The following is a 15,719-nucleotide window of genomic DNA, read 5'->3' as shown; positions in this document are numbered from 1 at the left end:
CGTCCAGTAAAATCGCGATTTTACCGGATGCGGCCACCCCGATGGCCGCTTTTCCGACTCGTCCACCCCGCCATCGGAACCGTCGCCCCCCATGAACGCCCCCGTGCTGTCGCAGGAAACCAAGCGCACGCTCGCCTGGATCGCCGTGGCGCTTGTCTTCCTGGCCCTGCTCAAGGCGCTGGCGCCCACGCTGACGCCCTTCGTCTTCGCGTTCATCCTGTCGTACATCCTGCACCCGGGCGTGGAATGGCTGCAACGCCGCCGCGTGCCGCGGGTGCTGGGCGTGTTTTTGATGATTCTGGTGCTCTCGGTGGTGGGCGTGGCGCTGATGCTGCTGATCCTGGCGGTGCTGCAGCGGGAAATTCCGGCTATCCGGGAGCAACTGCCCGGCATGCTCGCCAAGCTCAACGCATTTCTGTCGCCCAAGCTGGACGAATTGGGTCTGCATGTCAGCTTTGATTTTCCGGGCCTGCGCGCGCTGCTCACCGAACAGCTCGCCGCCAGCCCGGACGACGTGGTGACCCGGGTGCTGACCTATCTGCGCGTGTCGGACTCGGCAGCCATCCAGGTGCTGGGCATCTTCTTCCTGGTCCCAATCGTGATGTTCTACCTGCTGATGGACTGGAACATGCTCATGCGCCGGATCGAAACCGCCGTGCCGCGCCGCTGGCTGCCAAAAACGCGCGAACTGGCCGCCGAAACCGATGGCCTGCTCTCGCAGTACCTGCGCGGCCAGATCATCGTGATGCTGATGCTGGCGGTGTACTACTCGGCGGGGCTGGCGCTGGCCGGCTTTGACGTGGCGCTGCCCGTAGGCATCTTCACGGGGCTGGCGGTGTTCATTCCGTACATCGGCTTTGGCGTAGGGCTCACGCTGGCCATCCTTGCCGCATTGTTGCAGTTCGGCAACCTCTACGGCTTGCTGGCAGTCGCCGTGGTGTACGGCATCGGCCAGTTCCTGGAAAGCTTCTACCTGACGCCGCGTCTGGTGGGCGAACGCATCGGCCTGCACCCGCTGGCGGTCATCCTCGCCTTGCTGGCTTTTGGCCAATTGTTCGGTTTTTTCGGTATCCTCCTCGCCCTACCGATGAGTGCTGTGCTGCTGGTCGGTTTGCGGCAAATTCGGCAGCTTTACCTGGGCAGCCGGCTCTACCAGGACTGAAAGCCACTGAAGGCAACTGAAAAGTACGGCGACTCCACTCCACGTTTCATGGCCACACCCGAACAGCTCCCGCTCGAACTCGGTGCGACACCCGCCCCGACCTTCGACAACTTCGTCGCCACCGGCAACGAAGAGGCGGTGCTGCGCCTGCGCGCCTTGATTCCACAGGTGGTGGACGGTACCGCCACAGATCGCCTGGTCTACCTCTGGGGCGAAGAAGGCAGCGGCCGCAGCCATCTGCTGCAAGCAATCTGCGCCCAGACCGAGGCTGGCGGTTACGAAGTCCGCACGCTGGAACCCGACGCCCCGCCCGAAGCCTTCGAATTCGACCCGACAATCACCGTCTGGACCATCGACGACGCCGAACGGCTGGACGAATGGGCGCAGATCGCCGTGTTCAACCTCGTCAATGAAGTGCGCGCGCATCCGCATGCCGCCATCGCCATCTCCGGGGCCGCTGCGCCGATGGCGATGCCGCTGCGTGAAGACCTGCGCACCCGCCTGGGCTGGGGCCTGGTCTACTGGCTGCGCCCACTGTCCGACGCCGACAAAGTGGAAGCCCTGCGCCAAGCCGCCCGCGAACGCGGCATGCAGCTCTCGGCCGACGTGCCGCAGTGGCTCGTGACGCACTCCTACCGCGACATGCCGAGCCTGATGGCCCTGCTGGACGCCCTCGACACCTATTCGCTGGCCCGCAAGCGCGCCGTCACCCTGCCGCTCGTGCGCGACATGCTCGCGCTGATGAAGTGAATCCGGGGGCTCGCGGGCCAGTGATGTAACGTTCGGGTAAAATCGCGCCCCATGAATCTGGCCCTCTTCGACCTCGATCACACCCTCATCCCCACCGACAGCGACCACGAGTGGGGACGTTTCCTCATCCGCCGCGGCGTGGTGGATGAAGCCGAATACCAGCGCAAGAACGATCAGTTCTATGCCGACTACAAAGCCGGCACGCTGGATATCCACGCGTTTCTGCGCTTTGCCCTGGCACCGCTGGCCGCCCACCCGCGCGACACGCTCGCCCAGTGGCACGCCGAGTTCATGCACGACGTGATCCGTCCGAAGATCACGCCGCAGGCGCAAGCGCTGGTCTACAAGCACCTCGACGCCGGCGACCTGTGCTGTGTGGTGACCGCCACCAACAGCTTCGTCACCCGCCCGATTGCCGAGGCCTTCGGCATCGATCACCTCATCGCCACCGAACCGGCCACCGCCGACGGCAGCCCGGACAGCGCCTTCACCGGCGACGTGGCGGGCACACCGAGCTTTCGCGAGGGCAAGGTCGCGCGCGTGCACGAGTGGCTGGCCAACATGGGCCGCGGCTGGAGCGATTTCGAGCACAGCACCTTCTACAGCGATTCGGCCAACGACGTGCCGCTGTTGGAGGAAGTGACCGACCCCGTCGCCACCAACCCGGACGATACGCTGCGCAATCTGGCAGCCGCGCGCAACTGGCGCATCATGGATCTCTTCTAAGCAAGGCGCGGCGTGATCAAGAAACTCATCAATCGCCTGCTGGGCAAGACCTCCGCAGAGCCCCACGCCCCGGCAGAACCGGGAGCACCCGCCGCAAGGAAGGCCCGCACGCCCAAGGCACCCAAGACGGCCAAGGCGCGCACCAAGTCCGCCGGCGGCGTACCGCGTCAGGCGCGCGTGTGGAGCGTGGACGAGCACGGCATCGATCCGAAGCTGCTCTCGCGCAACGCGGTCAAGGTCACGTCCACGCTGCAGGAAGGCGGCTATAGCGCCTTCATCGTCGGCGGCGCCGTGCGCGACTTGCTGCTGGGCATCAAGCCGAAGGATTTCGATGTGGCGACCAACGCCACGCCCGAGCAGGTACAGGCGCTGTTCCGCCGTTCGCGCATCATCGGACGCCGTTTCCAGATCGTGCACGTCACGTTCTATGGCGGACGCGATCAGGAAATCATCGAAGTCTCGACCTTCCGCGCGCTTGTCGACGCGGTCGACGCCGAGCAGGTGCCTGCCGGCAAGCGCGTCAAGCGCACCGAGCTGGACCACCACACGCATGCGATCGACGCCAGCGGCCGTGTGCTGCGCGACAACGTCTGGGGCACCCAGGCCGAAGACGCCACCCGCCGCGACTTCACCGTCAACGCGATGTACTACGACCCCGCCGACGAAACCGTGCATGACTACCATCACGGCATGGAAGACATGCGCGCACGCACGCTGCGCATGATCGGCGATCCGCACACCCGCTACCGCGAAGATCCGGTACGCATGCTGCGCGTGGTGCGCTTCGCGGCCAAGACGGGCTTCGACATCGACGCCGACACGCGCGCGCCGATCGCGGAGCTGGGCCCGCTGATCCACAACGTGCCAGCCGCCCGCCTGTTCGACGAGATGTTGAAGCTGCTGATGTCGGGCCACGCCTGGGCCTCGCTGCAGGAGCTGCGCAAGGCGGGCCTGCACAGCGGCCTGCTGCCGCTGCTGGACGTCGCGCTGGAGCAGCCGATGGGCCAGCGCTTCGTGCAGCTCGCCCTCGACAACACCGATGATCGCGTCAAGGCCGGCAAGCCGGTTTCGCCGGGCTTCCTGTTTGCCTCGCTGCTGTGGCATCACGTGGTCGAGCACTGGAACCGCCGCCGCGCTGCCGGCGAGCCGCTGATCCCCGCGCTGCACACCGCCATGGATGAAGTGCTCGACCGCCAGACCGAGCAGCTCGCCATCCAGCGCCGCTTCACCTCCGATATGAAGGAAATCTGGAGCATGCAACCGCGCTTTGAAAAGCGCTCGGGCCGCATGCCGTATCGGCTGCTGGAGTCGCCGCGCTTCCGTGCCGGCTACGACTTCCTTGCGCTGCGCTGTGCGTCGGGCGAAATGCCGCAAGAACTCGCCGACTGGTGGACCGACTTCCAGAACGGTGACGGCGAAGCCCGCGAAGCCCTCATGGCACAAGCCAAGCACGCCCCGAGCCCCTCCGCAAATACCGGTTCGGCCAGCCCGGGCAAGCGGCGTCGCCGCCGACGTGGTCCGGCAAAATCGGATACAGTCGGTGACGTCAATCCGGGAAGTTCGGAGGAAACGTGAAGACAGTGGCGTACATCGGCATCGGCGCCAACCTGGGCGACGCACGCCAGGCAGTGAAAGACGCCGTGGTCTGCCTCGCACAGCAGGTCGGCATCACCGTCACCGGCAAATCGAGCCTGTATCGCAGCGCGCCCGTGGAATCCAGCGGCGATGACTACATCAATGCCGTGGTGCGCATCGATACGCATTTCACTGCCGACCAACTGCTCCGCATCTGTCACCACATTGAAGACCAGTTCGGCCGCGAGCGCCCGTTTCACAATGCGCCGCGCACACTCGATCTGGACTTGCTGCTCTACGGCGACCACGTCCTCACCTCACCCGAGCTGACGGTGCCCCACCCGCGCGTGGGCCAACGCGCCTTTACCCTGCTGCCGCTGCATGAACTGGCGCCCGATCTCGTGATTCCGGGCATTGGCGCCGTGGCTGCACTGCTGCCCGGCGTGTCCGACCAGCGCATCGAAAAGACCACGATGTGCCAGTGCATGCGCGCCAAGCAGCCCGCCGCCTGATCACCCGAACCACGGACAAGCACCCGCCGATGGCACTGGATCACCTGCGCCGCATCGTTGTCGAAGGGCCCATTGGCGTGGGCAAGACCGCGCTGGCCCAGCGTCTGGCCGACCATCTGCGTGCGTCGACGCTGTTCGAAACGCCCGCCGAAAACGCCTTCATCGCCCGCTTCTACGAAGACCCCGCGCGCTATGCGCTGCCGGTGCAGCTGCGCTTCCTGCTGCAACGTGCCGAGCGCCTGAAGGCATGGCATAAGGCGACGCTCGCCGGTGAGCGCATCGTCGCCGACAGCTTCCTGCCACGCGACCGCCTGTTCGCCCACCTCACGCTACCGGCCGACGAACTCGCGCTGTACGACGCGATGGCCAATGCGCTGGCCCTGCCGCAACAGCGCATCGACCTCGTGATCTGCCTGCAAGCGCGCGCAGAAGACCTGCTGCCACGCGTCGCCCGTCGCGCCGTTCCTTACGAAACGGGCATCGATGCCGAGTACCTCGGACGTATCTGCGCCGCATACGGCGAGCTGTTTCTGTATTACGATGCCGCACCGACGATGATCGTCGACACCGCTGCCTTCGACCCCGCAGGCAACGACGACGATTTCCGTACCTTGCTCGCCCGCATCGACGCGATGCGCGGGCCCAAGGAATTCATCAAGCTGGCAACGCGCTAGTCGACGCACCGCATGGTCTGCGTGGGCGCTCGCGATGCCCCAATGAGTCTCAGCCCATGAGCTATCTCCAGGAATCGAACCGCAAGGCCGTCACGGTGACTTCGTTGCAGGCCATGCGGGCCGCCGGCGAGCGCATCGCCATGTTGACGGCCTACGACTCCAGCTTCGCCGCCCTGATGGATCGCAACGGCACCGACGTGCTGCTCGTCGGCGATTCGCTCGGCAACGTGATGCAGGGTCAGAAGACCACGCTGCCGGTCACGCTCGATCACATCATCTATCACACCGAATGCGTGTCGCGCGGCATCGACAAGGCGCTGCTCGTGTCGGACCTGCCGTTTGGCACGTATGGCACGCCCGAACAGGCCTTCCACAGCGCGGTGCGCGTGATGCAGGCGGGCGCGCAGATGGTCAAGCTCGAGGGCGGCGTGTGGCTGGCGCCTACGATCAAGTTCCTCGTGGAACGCAGCATTCCGGTGTGCGCGCACATCGGCCTGACGCCGCAATCCGTGCATGCGTTTGGCGGCTTCAAAGTGCAGGGTCGCGGCGATGAAGCGGCCGCGCAACTGAAGGCCGACGCACTGGCCGTGCAGGATGCCGGCGCGCAGCTCGTCGTCATGGAAGCCATCCCGGCCGAGCTGGCCGGCGAAGTCACGCGCCTGCTGGCCATTCCCACCATCGGCATCGGCGCCGGGTTGGAGTGCTCGGGCCAGGTACTCGTGATGCACGACATGCTGGGCGTGTTCCCGGGGCATCGCCCCAAGTTCGTACGCAACTTCATGGACGGGCAGACCACCATCGATGGCGCCGTCGCCGCCTATGTGGCAGCCGTCAAGGACGGCTCGTTCCCCGGCCCGGAACACACTTTCGCCTGAGCGGCACCCGCATGGAAATCTGGTCGGCCACCGTCGACGCCTTCGCCCTGCTTGCCAGCGGCGACGCGGCGTTGTGGCTGATCGTCTGGGTATCGCTGAAGGTGGCGATTGCGGGGCTGCTGCTGGCGGCGCCCCCGGGTTTACTCATCGCCTACCTCATCGCCATGCACAGGTTTATGGGGCGCCGTGCGCTGGTGGTGCTGGCGCAGGCATCGCTGTCGTTTCCGACCGTGCTGATCGGGCTGCTGCTGTATCTGCTGCTTTCGCGGCAGGGGCCGCTGGGCAGCTTCGGACTGCTGTTCACACAGGGTGGGATGATCCTCGGGCAAGCGGTGCTTGGCCTGCCGGTGATCGTCGCGTTTGCACTGACGACGCTTGAACGCGCTGATCCGCGTCTCGCCGAGACAGCGCGTCTGCTTGGCGCCGGACGCGTCCGGTTACTGCTGACCGTCTTTCGTGAATTGCGCTTCGGCTTAATGGCGGCCGTGGTGGCCGGCTTTGGGCGCGTGATCGCCGAAGTGGGCTCGGCGCTGATGGTCGGCGGCAACATCGAAGGCGTCACGCGCACCATGACCACGGCGATAGCGCTGGAAACAAGCAAGGGCGAATTCGCGCAGGGCATCGCGCTGGGCATCGTGCTGATCGTGCTGGCACTGCTCGTCAACCTTGGGTTGGCGTGGCTGCAGGGCGCCGGCAACTATGGCGGGGGCCGGCATGCGCAGTAAGCGCAGACACCACCCAGACCGGACGATCAAGACGGATCGGGAGGCGGCCGCATGAACACAACGTCGCAACCCGCGATGGTGTTTGAAGGCTTGCGCTGCCAGCACGGCGCGCGCGTGCTGTTCGAGATTCCGCGCCTGGCGCTGTCGGCTGGGCACGCGATTGTCATCACGGGCGCAAACGGCGTCGGCAAGACAACGCTGCTGCGCATGCTGGCCGGGCTTGCACCCGCCAACGGCGCGACCGTCGATATGGGGCAAGGGCGGCAGGCGCTGTCGCCCTACCCGGCCGAGCTGCGCGCGCGGCTGACCTACGTGCACCAGCACCCCTATCTGTTCCGCACGTCGGTACGCGCGAATCTTGCCTATGGGCTGACCACAGGCGCACACCGCGTGGCGCACGCGGAGCTGGCCGAGCGTGTCGAAGATGCGCTCCGCTGGGCGGGCCTGCAGCACGTGGTCGATGTGCCGCCCGAGCGCCTGTCCGGCGGCGAAACACAGCGCCTCGCATTGGCGCGGGCTCGCGCGCTGCACACCGATGTGCTGCTGCTCGACGAACCGACTTCGAACCTGGACGGCGCCGCGCGCGAGCAAGTCATTGCACTGGTGGGAGAACTGGCAGCGGAAGGCCGCTCGCTGCTGATGGTCTGCCACGACCGCGAACTGATCAACCTGCCCGGCGTGGCCCGCTGGAAGTTAGAGCACGTCGACGGTCAGGGGCGGCTCGAAATGCGCGGGCACCACGCCGCGTAGGGCGTTACATACGGCGACGGCCTCGGCGCGGGCAACATCGGCGCGCGTGAGCGAACGTTCCTGCAGCGGCCCATCAAGCCACGGTGAAGCGTCTTTCAACAGCACGGCACGCATCACGCCCGGCAAGACGCCCGCGGACAGCGGCGGCGTCCACCACGCACCATCGAGCTTGACCAGCAACGTGCTGCGCCCGCCTTCGGCCAACGTGCCATCGGCGTTGAAGAACACGGTATCGAATGCACCTGCGCGTTCGGCCTCTTGCCAGGCAGCGTCGTAGCCGGCCCGCAACGTGGTCTTGTGCGTCGGCAGACTGTGCGTGACCTCGCGCGGTTGCGCGGCAACAAGCAGACGTACAGGCGCATCCCAGCTCGCATGCAGCGGCGACAGGGGCACCGCCGATACGTTCGCCGCACCGTCCGGCGTCAGCAACAGGCGCATGCGATAAGCACCATCGCCTTCCAGCGATGCGCACATGCGCGCCACGTCAGCCGCCACTGCCGTTCGATCGAACGGAAAACCGAAGGCGGCCGCAGAGCGCTCCAGGCGCGCCAGATGCCGATCCAGGAGCGCCACACCATCGCGCGTCGCGCGCATCGTCTCAAACAACGACAGCCCTGGATCGAGCGCCGTCACGAAACGCGCCTTCAGTTGGCACTCCGCGTACTCTTCATCGGCGATGCTGTCGTGCACGATGCCGGAGCCGATGCCGAGTTCGCCGCTGCGCAGGCCATCAGCGCCGGGCGCGCCGAGCACCAGCGTGCGGATCGCCACCGAAAAGCATGCGTCGCCCATCGCGCGATCATCGGCAGGCGCATCGATCCAGCCGATGGCGCCGGTGTACAGGCCACGCGGCTCTGGCTCCAGCGTATCGATGATCTCCATCGTCCGCCGCTTGGGCGCCCCAGTGATGGAACCGCACGGAAACAGCGCTCGCAGGCAATCAGCAAGGCCGGTGGTGGGCGGGATCTCAGCCTCCACCGTCGACGTCATCTGGAGCACGCTGCCGAACGGCGTCACCTCGAACAGCGCCGGCACATGCACGGAACCGGCACGCGCGAGGCGGCCCAGATCATTGCGCAACAGGTCGACGATCATCAGGTTCTCGGCGCGGTTCTTCTCGTCAGCGGCCAGCGCGATGGCGCGGGCTTTGTCGACTTCAACGTCGCCTGTGGCAGGCGCAGTACCTTTCATCGGCCGCGCAACAAGCTGGCCCGCGTGATGCGAAAAGAACAGCTCCGGCGAGCACGACAGAATCGCACCGCCCTCCGGCAGCGCGATGAATGCGCCGTAGGGCACGGGCTGGCGCGCGCGCAGGCGCCGATACAGCGCCGCCGGTGCGCCAAACGCAGTCATGCGCAGGCGGTACGTGTAGTTGACTTCGTAGGTATCGCCCGCCGCAATCCAGTCGTGGATGCGCGCGATGGCGTCGGTGTAGGTGGCGTGATCGACGCTGGCCGCACAGTCGAACAGGCCCGCTGCGCCCGTTGCTTCGGGCCACGCGTCGAACAACATATCGACTTCTGCCGACGACAGCACCTGCATCGCGCGAAACAGCAGCACGCGCAGGCGGCCGTCGTGGCCAGGCAATGAGGAAGAGGTTTCGGTGGAAGCCGGCAGGCCGACCAGCGGCCCACCAAACTCATACGGCGCAACGATCAGGGCATGCAAACCCTGGCGCCAGGCAGCACGAAGATCGTCGTCCAGCCCATCCAGCATGCCGACCGGCCGGAAGAACTCGCCAGCATAACCGGTGTACCAGCGCGAGCACGGCGCGCCATTCGAGGTGGCATCGTCCAGCAGCGCAAACGGCGCGCCGACTTCCGGCAACTGCATGACGATGTCCTCGGTTATCAATAATCTGCCGCTTTCGGAAGCTCTGAAAAGCGTAGCGAGCGCCCCGAGGTTGGTCCGAGAAGCGCAGCCGTACATGGGTACGGCGAGCATCGCAGGATCAAGATCGGGGCGCGCAGTAGCTTTGCAGAGTTTACGAAGAGAAGAAGTTCTTCACCTTGTCTAGCCACGACTGCTCTTGCGGGCTGTGCCGCGAGCCGCCTTCGTGCACGGACTTGTCGAACTGCTTGAGCAGATCCTTCTGGTGCTCCGTCAGCTTGACGGGTGTCTCGATGTTGATATGCACGTAAAGATCGCCTGCATAGCCCGAACGCACGCCCTTGATGCCCTTGCCGCGCAGGCGGAACGTCTTGCCGGCCTGCGTGCCTTCCGGCACCGTGAACGAAGCGCGACCGCCCAGCGTCGGCACTTCGATGTCGCCGCCAATGGCTGCCGTTGCAAACGAGATCGGCATCTGGCAATGCAGATCATCGCCGTCGCGCTCGAACACTGCGTGCTGCTTGATGTGGATTTCCACATACAGGTCGCCCGGGGGGCCGCCGTTGATGCCCGGCTCGCCGTTGCCCGAGGAGCGGATGCGCATGCCTTCGTCGATGCCGGCCGGAATCTTCACTTCCAGCGTCTTCTGGCTCTTCAACTTGCCCTGGCCGTGGCACTTGGTACACGGCTTGGGGATGTACTTGCCGCTGCCGTGGCACTTCGGGCAAGTCTGCTGCATCGTGAAGAAACCCTGCGACACACGCACCTGACCGGCGCCGTGGCACGTTGGGCAGGTCTCCACGCTGGAACCTGGCTCCGCGCCCTTGCCGTGACAGTGGTCGCACTCGTCCCAGTGCGGCACGCGAATCTGCGTGTCGTAGCCATGCGCAGCCTGCTCCAGCGTGATCTCCATGCTGTAGCGCAGATCAGCGCCGCGATACATCTGCGGGCCACTACCGCGGCGGCCGCCCTGGCCCTGGGCCTGGCCGAAAATATCGCCAAAGATGTCGCCAAAGGCCTCGGCAAAGCCGCCGCCAAAACCTGCGCCGCCTGCGCCAAAGCCGCCGGCCATGTTCGGGTCGACACCCGCGTGGCCGTACTGGTCGTAGGCAGCCTTCTTCTCGGCATCGGAGAGCATCTCGTAGGCCTCTTTGGCCTCCTTGAACTTGTCTTCCGCTTCCTTGCTGTCCGGATTGCGGTCCGGGTGGTACTTCATCGCGAGCTTGCGATACGCCTTCTTGATCTCGTCGTCGCTCGCGTTCTTACCCACCCCGAGCACTTCGTAGTAATCACGTTTTGCCATGGTGGCTTCAGTCGTCGCCTGTTTTTACTGCGTGTCGAATAGCAAAAAAGCCGAGCGTGACATCAGGTGCGTCCCGCACAACCCGATGATCACTGCCCGGCGTACCCTCACGTCCGCCTGGCGGACGATGTGGCTTACTTCTTGTCGTTCACTTCCTTGAACTCGGCGTCGACGACGTTATCGTCGTGCGGTGCGCCTTGTCCGGCTTGCGCGCCTGCCTGGGCACCGGCAGCGGCTTGTTCCGCACCGCCGGCTTCGCCCTTGGCTTGCATGTCGGCGTAGACCTTCTCGCCGAGCTTCTGCGAGGCGGTTGCCAGCGCTTCGGTCTTGGCGTCGATCGCGGCCTTGTCGGTCCCCTTCAGGGTCTCTTCAAGTTCCTTGATCGCGGCTTCGATCTTGTCCTTCTCGCCAGCTTCCAGCTTGTCGCCGTACTCGCCCAGTGCCTTCTTGGTCGAGTGCACCAGCGCTTCACCCTGATTTCGGGAGTCGACCAGTTCGCGCAGCTTCTTGTCTTCCTCGGCGTTGGCCTCGGCGTCCTTCACCATGCGCTCGATCTCGGCTTCCGACAGGCCGGAGCTTGCCTTGATCGTGATCTTGTTTTCCTTGCCGGTCGCCTTGTCCTTGGCGCCCACGTGCAGAATGCCGTTGGCGTCGATGTCGAACGACACTTCAATCTGGGGCGTGCCGCGCGGTGCCGGCGGAATGCCTTCCAGGTTGAATTCGCCCAGCATCTTGTTGCCGGAAGCCATCTCGCGCTCGCCCTGGTAGACCTTGATCGTCACGGCCGGCTGATTGTCGTCGGCGGTCGAGAAAGTCTGCGAGAACTTGGTCGGGATGGTCGTGTTCTTGCCGATCATCTTGGTCATCACGCCACCCAGCGTTTCGATGCCCAGCGACAGCGGCGTCACGTCCAGCAGCAGCACATCGGTACGGTCACCGCCCAGCACCTGACCCTGGATGGCGGCGCCCACAGCAACGGCCTCGTCCGGGTTCACGTCCTTGCGGGCTTCCTTGCCGAAGAACTCCTTCACCTTCTCCTGCACCTTCGGCATACGCGTCATGCCGCCGACCAGGATCACGTCGTGGATGTCCGACACCTTCACGCCGGCATCCTTGATAGCGGTGCGGCACGGATCGATCGTACGGGCGATCAGGTCTTCGACCAGCGCTTCCAGCTTGGCGCGCGTGATCTTCAGGTTCAAGTGCTTCGGGCCCGAGGCATCGGCCGTGATGTAGGGCAGGTTGATTTCGGTCTGTTGCGTGCTCGACAGTTCGATCTTGGCCTTTTCAGCGGCTTCCTTCAGGCGTTGCAGCGCAAGCACGTCCTTCGACAGGTCAACGCCCTGCTCCTTCTTGAACTCGCCGATGATGTAATCGATGATGCGCTGGTCGAAGTCTTCGCCGCCCAGGAACGTATCGCCGTTGGTCGACAGCACTTCGAATTGCTTCTCGCCGTCCACGTCGGCAATCTCGATGATCGAGATGTCGAACGTACCGCCGCCCAGGTCATACACCGCGATCTTGCGGTCGCCCTTCTCGTTCTTGTCCAGGCCGAATGCCAGCGCAGCCGCGGTCGGCTCGTTGATGATGCGCTTGACGTCCAGACCGGCAATGCGGCCGGCGTCCTTGGTGGCTTGGCGCTGCGAATCGTTGAAGTAGGCCGGCACCGTGATCACGGCTTCGGTCACTTCCTCGCCCAGGTAATCCTCGGCGGTTTTCTTCATCTTGCGCAGGGTTTCAGCCGAAATTTGCGGCGGTGCCAGCTTCTGGCCGCGCACTTCCACCCAGGCGTCGCCGTTGTCGGCCTTGGTGATGGTGTACGGCATCAGGCCGATGTCCTTCTGGACTTCCTTCTCTTCAAACTTGCGGCCGATCAGGCGCTTGACAGCGTACAGCGTGTTCTTCGGGTTGGTCACCGCCTGGCGCTTGGCCGGGGCACCGACCAGGATCTCGCCGTCTTCCATGTAAGCGATGATCGACGGGGTGGTGCGAGCGCCTTCTGCGTTCTCGATCACCTTGGGGGTGTTGCCCTCCATGATGGAGACGCAGCTGTTGGTGGTACCAAGGTCGATACCGATGATTTTGCCCATGTTCTTGCTCCTCGAATCTGGTGTCAGGACTGCACTGAATACAAACTTGGATCGGATGTGGGAGTGCCGTCCGGCTTTTCAAGGCCGAATTTTGAAAAGTTGAGCATTTTGGCCGGTTTTTCTTGGGAAAGCACCCGAAAACGTGCGCTCCCAGGCAAAAACGCGTGTTTTGAACGCCCAGAGCCGCAAACCGGGCACAAAAGGCGTGGGTGGTACCCTTGCGCGCATTGCCACTCGCCGGACGCCAACCCGGCTTTTGCGCCCATGCCTTTGCACCCTCTCCGAGCCATTCTTGGCGCTGCCCTGCTTGCCGCATGCGCCGTGCCCTCCGCCGATGCCGCCGTTGCCCTGCTCCAGCCCTCCCGCCGCGTCAACGCCAACCAGCCCTTCACCCTGACCCTCGTCATTTCGGGCGATGCCGCTCAGCGCAGCTATGCCGTCCCGGCCAAGCTGCGCGTAACGGCCAGCGCTGATCTGCAGGGTCCGGTAGAAGTGATTCTTGATCGACACAATGCCGGCGCCGAAACCCTTCACCTGCGTCCGGGCCAGGTCCGCACCGTCACCTACACCGGCACGCTGCCCGAGGTGCTGCGCGGTACGGTTCGGATCGATGTGCCGGATCTGGATGCGGCGCCGGTTCTGGTGACACTCGTGCGCGGTGCAGACGCCCCGCAGATTGCCGCCGATGGCGCCCCCACTGGCGCCGCCCGCAACGCCGCCGCCGAAGCGACCCGCCCCGGGGGGGCACTGGGCACCAACCCGAGTGCGCCCCCTGCCAATGCAGCCGCTACCTCACCCATTCCCGTGGCAGTGGCTGGCAGTGGCGAGGCATCCCGCCCGCCCGAAGACACCGCGCGCCTGACTTTCCACGAACCCATGTTCGCCGCAGTGGGCGCGCACGGGGGCCTGAACGCCAAGTTCCAATTGAGCTTCAAATTTCGGATTTTTCAGCCAGAGAACCCGGCATCGGCAGCACTGCTGGATAACGTGTACTTCGGTTATACGCAGTTCTCGCTGTGGGATGTGGGCAAGGAATCGGCGCCGTTCCGCGATACGAACTACCGGCCCAGCGTGTTCTATTACCGGCCCGATACGGGCATCCATGGCGGCGCCCTCACGCGGCTATCGTTCGCAGGCGGCATCGAGCACGAATCGAATGGCCGCGACGGCGACGCCTCACGCGCCATCAACACCGTGTTCGTACGCCCGACGTTCCACTTCGGTGATCTGAACGACTACCACTGGAAGTTCGAGCCGAAGCTCTACGCGTACCTCACGCGCACCGGCAACACCGATATCGCGCACTACCGTGGTTTTGGGGATTTCCGCGTGTCCTACGGCGCGCCCAACGGCTGGGAGTTGGCCGCCACGCTGCGCAAAGGCACCCGCAAGGCCTACGGCAGCGTCGACGCGCAATTGACGTATCCGATGAGCCGGATCTTCACCGGCACGGCCGGCTACCTGTTCATCCAGTATTTCACCGGCTACGGCGAGAGCCTGCTCGACTACAACCACAAGCTGGGCTCGCAGTTGCGTGTCGGGTACAGCCTCTCGCGATAGGACGCGGCCGGCTTACAGGGTGTGCTGGCCGCTGGCCTCGGGCTGGAACGCCACGCGATCGATGCGCAAGGAACGCTCGGCACCATTGGGCGCCGAGTATTTGATCGACTTGCCCGCACGCGCACCCAGCAGCGCTGTGCCCATCGGCGAGAGCACCGACAGCTTGGCCGACGTCACGTTGGCGTCTTCCGGGTAGACGAGCGTCCACTCTTGCTCTGCGCCGGCGTCATCAACCACGCAGACGACGGAGTTCATGGTCACCACATCGGCGGGAATCTTGTTGCCGGGCACCACGTTGGCACGGGTAATCAGGTCATCGACCAGATCGGCCAGCGGCGAGTTGTTGCCCGCGCGGGTGGCGGCATTTTCCAGACGGGTGAGGTCCAGCTCAGTCAGGTAGATGGTGGCTGCTTTGGACATGACGATCTCCTACAGGTCAATGTTCAACACTAGGCAAAGCCGCTGCCGATAGCCTCCCGGGCCAATGCAACGCAGCGGCAAGAAAACCAGCGGGCGCACGGGCCGGCCGGCGGTGATACGAAACTGAAACTTCGGTGGGAGTGAAGAGAGCCCGGCGGCAACGTGCCGCAAGGGCACTAGAACAACCGCCGGGCGGCGGCAAGGGCCGCGGTCATCGCCTGGGCGGCGCGCGGCGAGGTGCGCGCCACACGCTTGCGGCGCACTGCACGGACGGACGAAACGATAAGGAAGGCCGCAGCCATCGGCATCGACGTCATGATGGTCGCTGCCTCAGATAAGCGGCTTGCCCGCCAGCTTGTTGCGCGCATTGGCAACGGCGGCGGCAAACTGCGCGTGGCCATGCCAACCGGTCGCCCGGCCAAGCTTCTTGCCACGATGGAAGAACATGAACACGGGAATACCGTGCAGGCCAAAGCGCTGGCCCAGCTCCGGGTGCGCGTAGACGCTGGCATGCAGCCAGTTCAGCCCAAGCTCGCGCACAGCGGCCGGTTGCGCGAGCATGGCTTTCTTGGCCATCTCGCAGTTGAAGCAATCCACGCCCCAGAAGAATACGCACACGAGCGCATCACCCGCCGCCACAATGGCCGCGTCGAAGGTCCCGGTATTCACTTCGCGCATGCCAAACGCCGCGAACGCGGTCTTATCGACCGGGATCGCGCCGTTGGCGTCTTGCGAAGTGGTTGCGTTCTGGAGGATCACGGGCGGCT

The 15,719-nt window shown here is 64.9% G+C and carries 16 protein-coding genes; 10 read left to right on the top strand and 6 right to left on the bottom strand.

The window, feature by feature from the left end; translation table 11 throughout:
- Nucleotides 1–91 precede the first annotated feature (91 nt).
- From M1D44_RS02295 to M1D44_RS02255, 9 genes are read left to right on the top strand one after another with little or no spacing between them, the layout of a single operon-like run.
- A complete protein-coding gene (locus M1D44_RS02295; protein ID WP_439004491.1) occupies nt 92–1,162 on the top strand; it encodes an AI-2E family transporter in 1,071 nt (356 codons plus the stop codon).
- Nucleotides 1,163–1,210: 48 nt separating this feature from the next.
- Complete coding sequence (hda, locus tag M1D44_RS02290; RefSeq protein WP_004631704.1) at nt 1,211–1,912, top strand: DnaA regulatory inactivator Hda; 702 nt, start codon at nt 1,211–1,213, stop codon at nt 1,910–1,912.
- Between the two features lie 51 nt (nt 1,913–1,963).
- Nucleotides 1,964–2,638 carry a histidinol-phosphatase gene (locus M1D44_RS02285; RefSeq protein WP_024974847.1) on the top strand — a complete coding sequence of 225 codons (675 nt, stop codon included), beginning with the start codon at nt 1,964–1,966 and terminating at the stop codon, nt 2,636–2,638.
- A 12-nt stretch (nt 2,639–2,650) separates the two neighbouring features.
- Nucleotides 2,651–4,213: a polynucleotide adenylyltransferase PcnB gene (gene pcnB, locus M1D44_RS02280; RefSeq protein WP_316853062.1), complete on the top strand. Its 1,563-nt coding sequence runs from the start codon at nt 2,651–2,653 to the stop codon at nt 4,211–4,213.
- Nucleotides 4,210–4,725, top strand: a complete 516-nt coding sequence (gene folK, locus M1D44_RS02275; RefSeq protein ID WP_024974845.1) for a 2-amino-4-hydroxy-6-hydroxymethyldihydropteridine diphosphokinase — start codon at nt 4,210–4,212, stop codon at nt 4,723–4,725. Before pcnB ends, folK begins: the two co-directional genes overlap by 4 nt.
- A 29-nt stretch (nt 4,726–4,754) precedes the next feature.
- Nucleotides 4,755–5,399: a deoxynucleoside kinase gene (locus M1D44_RS02270; RefSeq protein ID WP_024974844.1), complete on the top strand. Its 645-nt coding sequence runs from the start codon at nt 4,755–4,757 to the stop codon at nt 5,397–5,399.
- A gap of 56 nt (nt 5,400–5,455) precedes the next feature.
- Complete coding sequence (panB, locus tag M1D44_RS02265; protein WP_316684185.1) at nt 5,456–6,274, top strand: 3-methyl-2-oxobutanoate hydroxymethyltransferase; 819 nt, start codon at nt 5,456–5,458, stop codon at nt 6,272–6,274.
- Nucleotides 6,275–6,285: 11 nt separating this feature from the next.
- A complete protein-coding gene (locus M1D44_RS02260; RefSeq protein ID WP_316853061.1) occupies nt 6,286–6,999 on the top strand; it encodes an ABC transporter permease in 714 nt (237 codons plus the stop codon).
- Nucleotides 7,000–7,050: 51 nt separating this feature from the next.
- Nucleotides 7,051–7,749: an energy-coupling factor ABC transporter ATP-binding protein gene (locus M1D44_RS02255; RefSeq protein ID WP_024974841.1), complete on the top strand. Its 699-nt coding sequence runs from the start codon at nt 7,051–7,053 to the stop codon at nt 7,747–7,749.
- Here the strand turns inward: M1D44_RS02255 and M1D44_RS02250 are convergent.
- The 3 genes from M1D44_RS02250 to dnaK all read right to left on the bottom strand — a co-directional run bounded on the left by M1D44_RS02250 (nt 7,693) and on the right by dnaK (nt 12,972).
- Nucleotides 7,693–9,582, bottom strand: a complete 1,890-nt coding sequence (locus M1D44_RS02250) for a bifunctional chorismate-binding protein/class IV aminotransferase (RefSeq protein WP_316853060.1) — start codon at nt 9,580–9,582, stop codon at nt 7,693–7,695. The two genes, M1D44_RS02255 and M1D44_RS02250, sit on opposite strands and share 57 nt — an antisense overlap.
- Nucleotides 9,583–9,733: 151 nt before the next feature.
- Nucleotides 9,734–10,882 (bottom strand): molecular chaperone DnaJ, encoded by a 1,149-nt coding sequence (gene dnaJ, locus M1D44_RS02245; RefSeq protein ID WP_024974839.1) that lies wholly within the window; start codon nt 10,880–10,882, stop codon nt 9,734–9,736.
- 134 nt (nt 10,883–11,016) lie between these two features.
- A complete protein-coding gene (gene dnaK / locus M1D44_RS02240; protein WP_024974838.1) occupies nt 11,017–12,972 on the bottom strand; it encodes a molecular chaperone DnaK in 1,956 nt (651 codons plus the stop codon).
- A gap of 264 nt (nt 12,973–13,236) precedes the next feature.
- On the opposite strand from dnaK, the gene M1D44_RS02235 reads away from it, so the two are divergent.
- Nucleotides 13,237–14,532: a phospholipase A gene (locus M1D44_RS02235; protein WP_024974837.1), complete on the top strand. Its 1,296-nt coding sequence runs from the start codon at nt 13,237–13,239 to the stop codon at nt 14,530–14,532.
- 12 nt (nt 14,533–14,544) lie between these two features.
- Here the strand turns inward: M1D44_RS02235 and rnk are convergent, their stop codons facing one another.
- The 3 genes from rnk to M1D44_RS02220 all read right to left on the bottom strand — a co-directional run bounded on the left by rnk (nt 14,545) and on the right by M1D44_RS02220 (nt 15,708).
- Entirely contained in the window at nt 14,545–14,952 is a 408-nt protein-coding gene (gene rnk / locus M1D44_RS02230; protein WP_024974836.1) for a nucleoside diphosphate kinase regulator, read from the bottom strand.
- A 176-nt stretch (nt 14,953–15,128) separates the two neighbouring features.
- Nucleotides 15,129–15,269, bottom strand: a complete 141-nt coding sequence (locus tag M1D44_RS02225) for a hypothetical protein (RefSeq protein WP_235193141.1) — start codon at nt 15,267–15,269, stop codon at nt 15,129–15,131.
- Nucleotides 15,270–15,282: 13 nt separating this feature from the next.
- Nucleotides 15,283–15,708, bottom strand: a complete 426-nt coding sequence (locus M1D44_RS02220) for a thioredoxin family protein (RefSeq protein WP_316853195.1) — start codon at nt 15,706–15,708, stop codon at nt 15,283–15,285.
- Nucleotides 15,709–15,719 lie beyond the last annotated feature (11 nt).

The sequence above is a fragment of the Ralstonia sp. SA306 genome (genome assembly GCF_054792405.1).
This window is presented reverse-complemented; position numbering and strand designations above follow the sequence as displayed.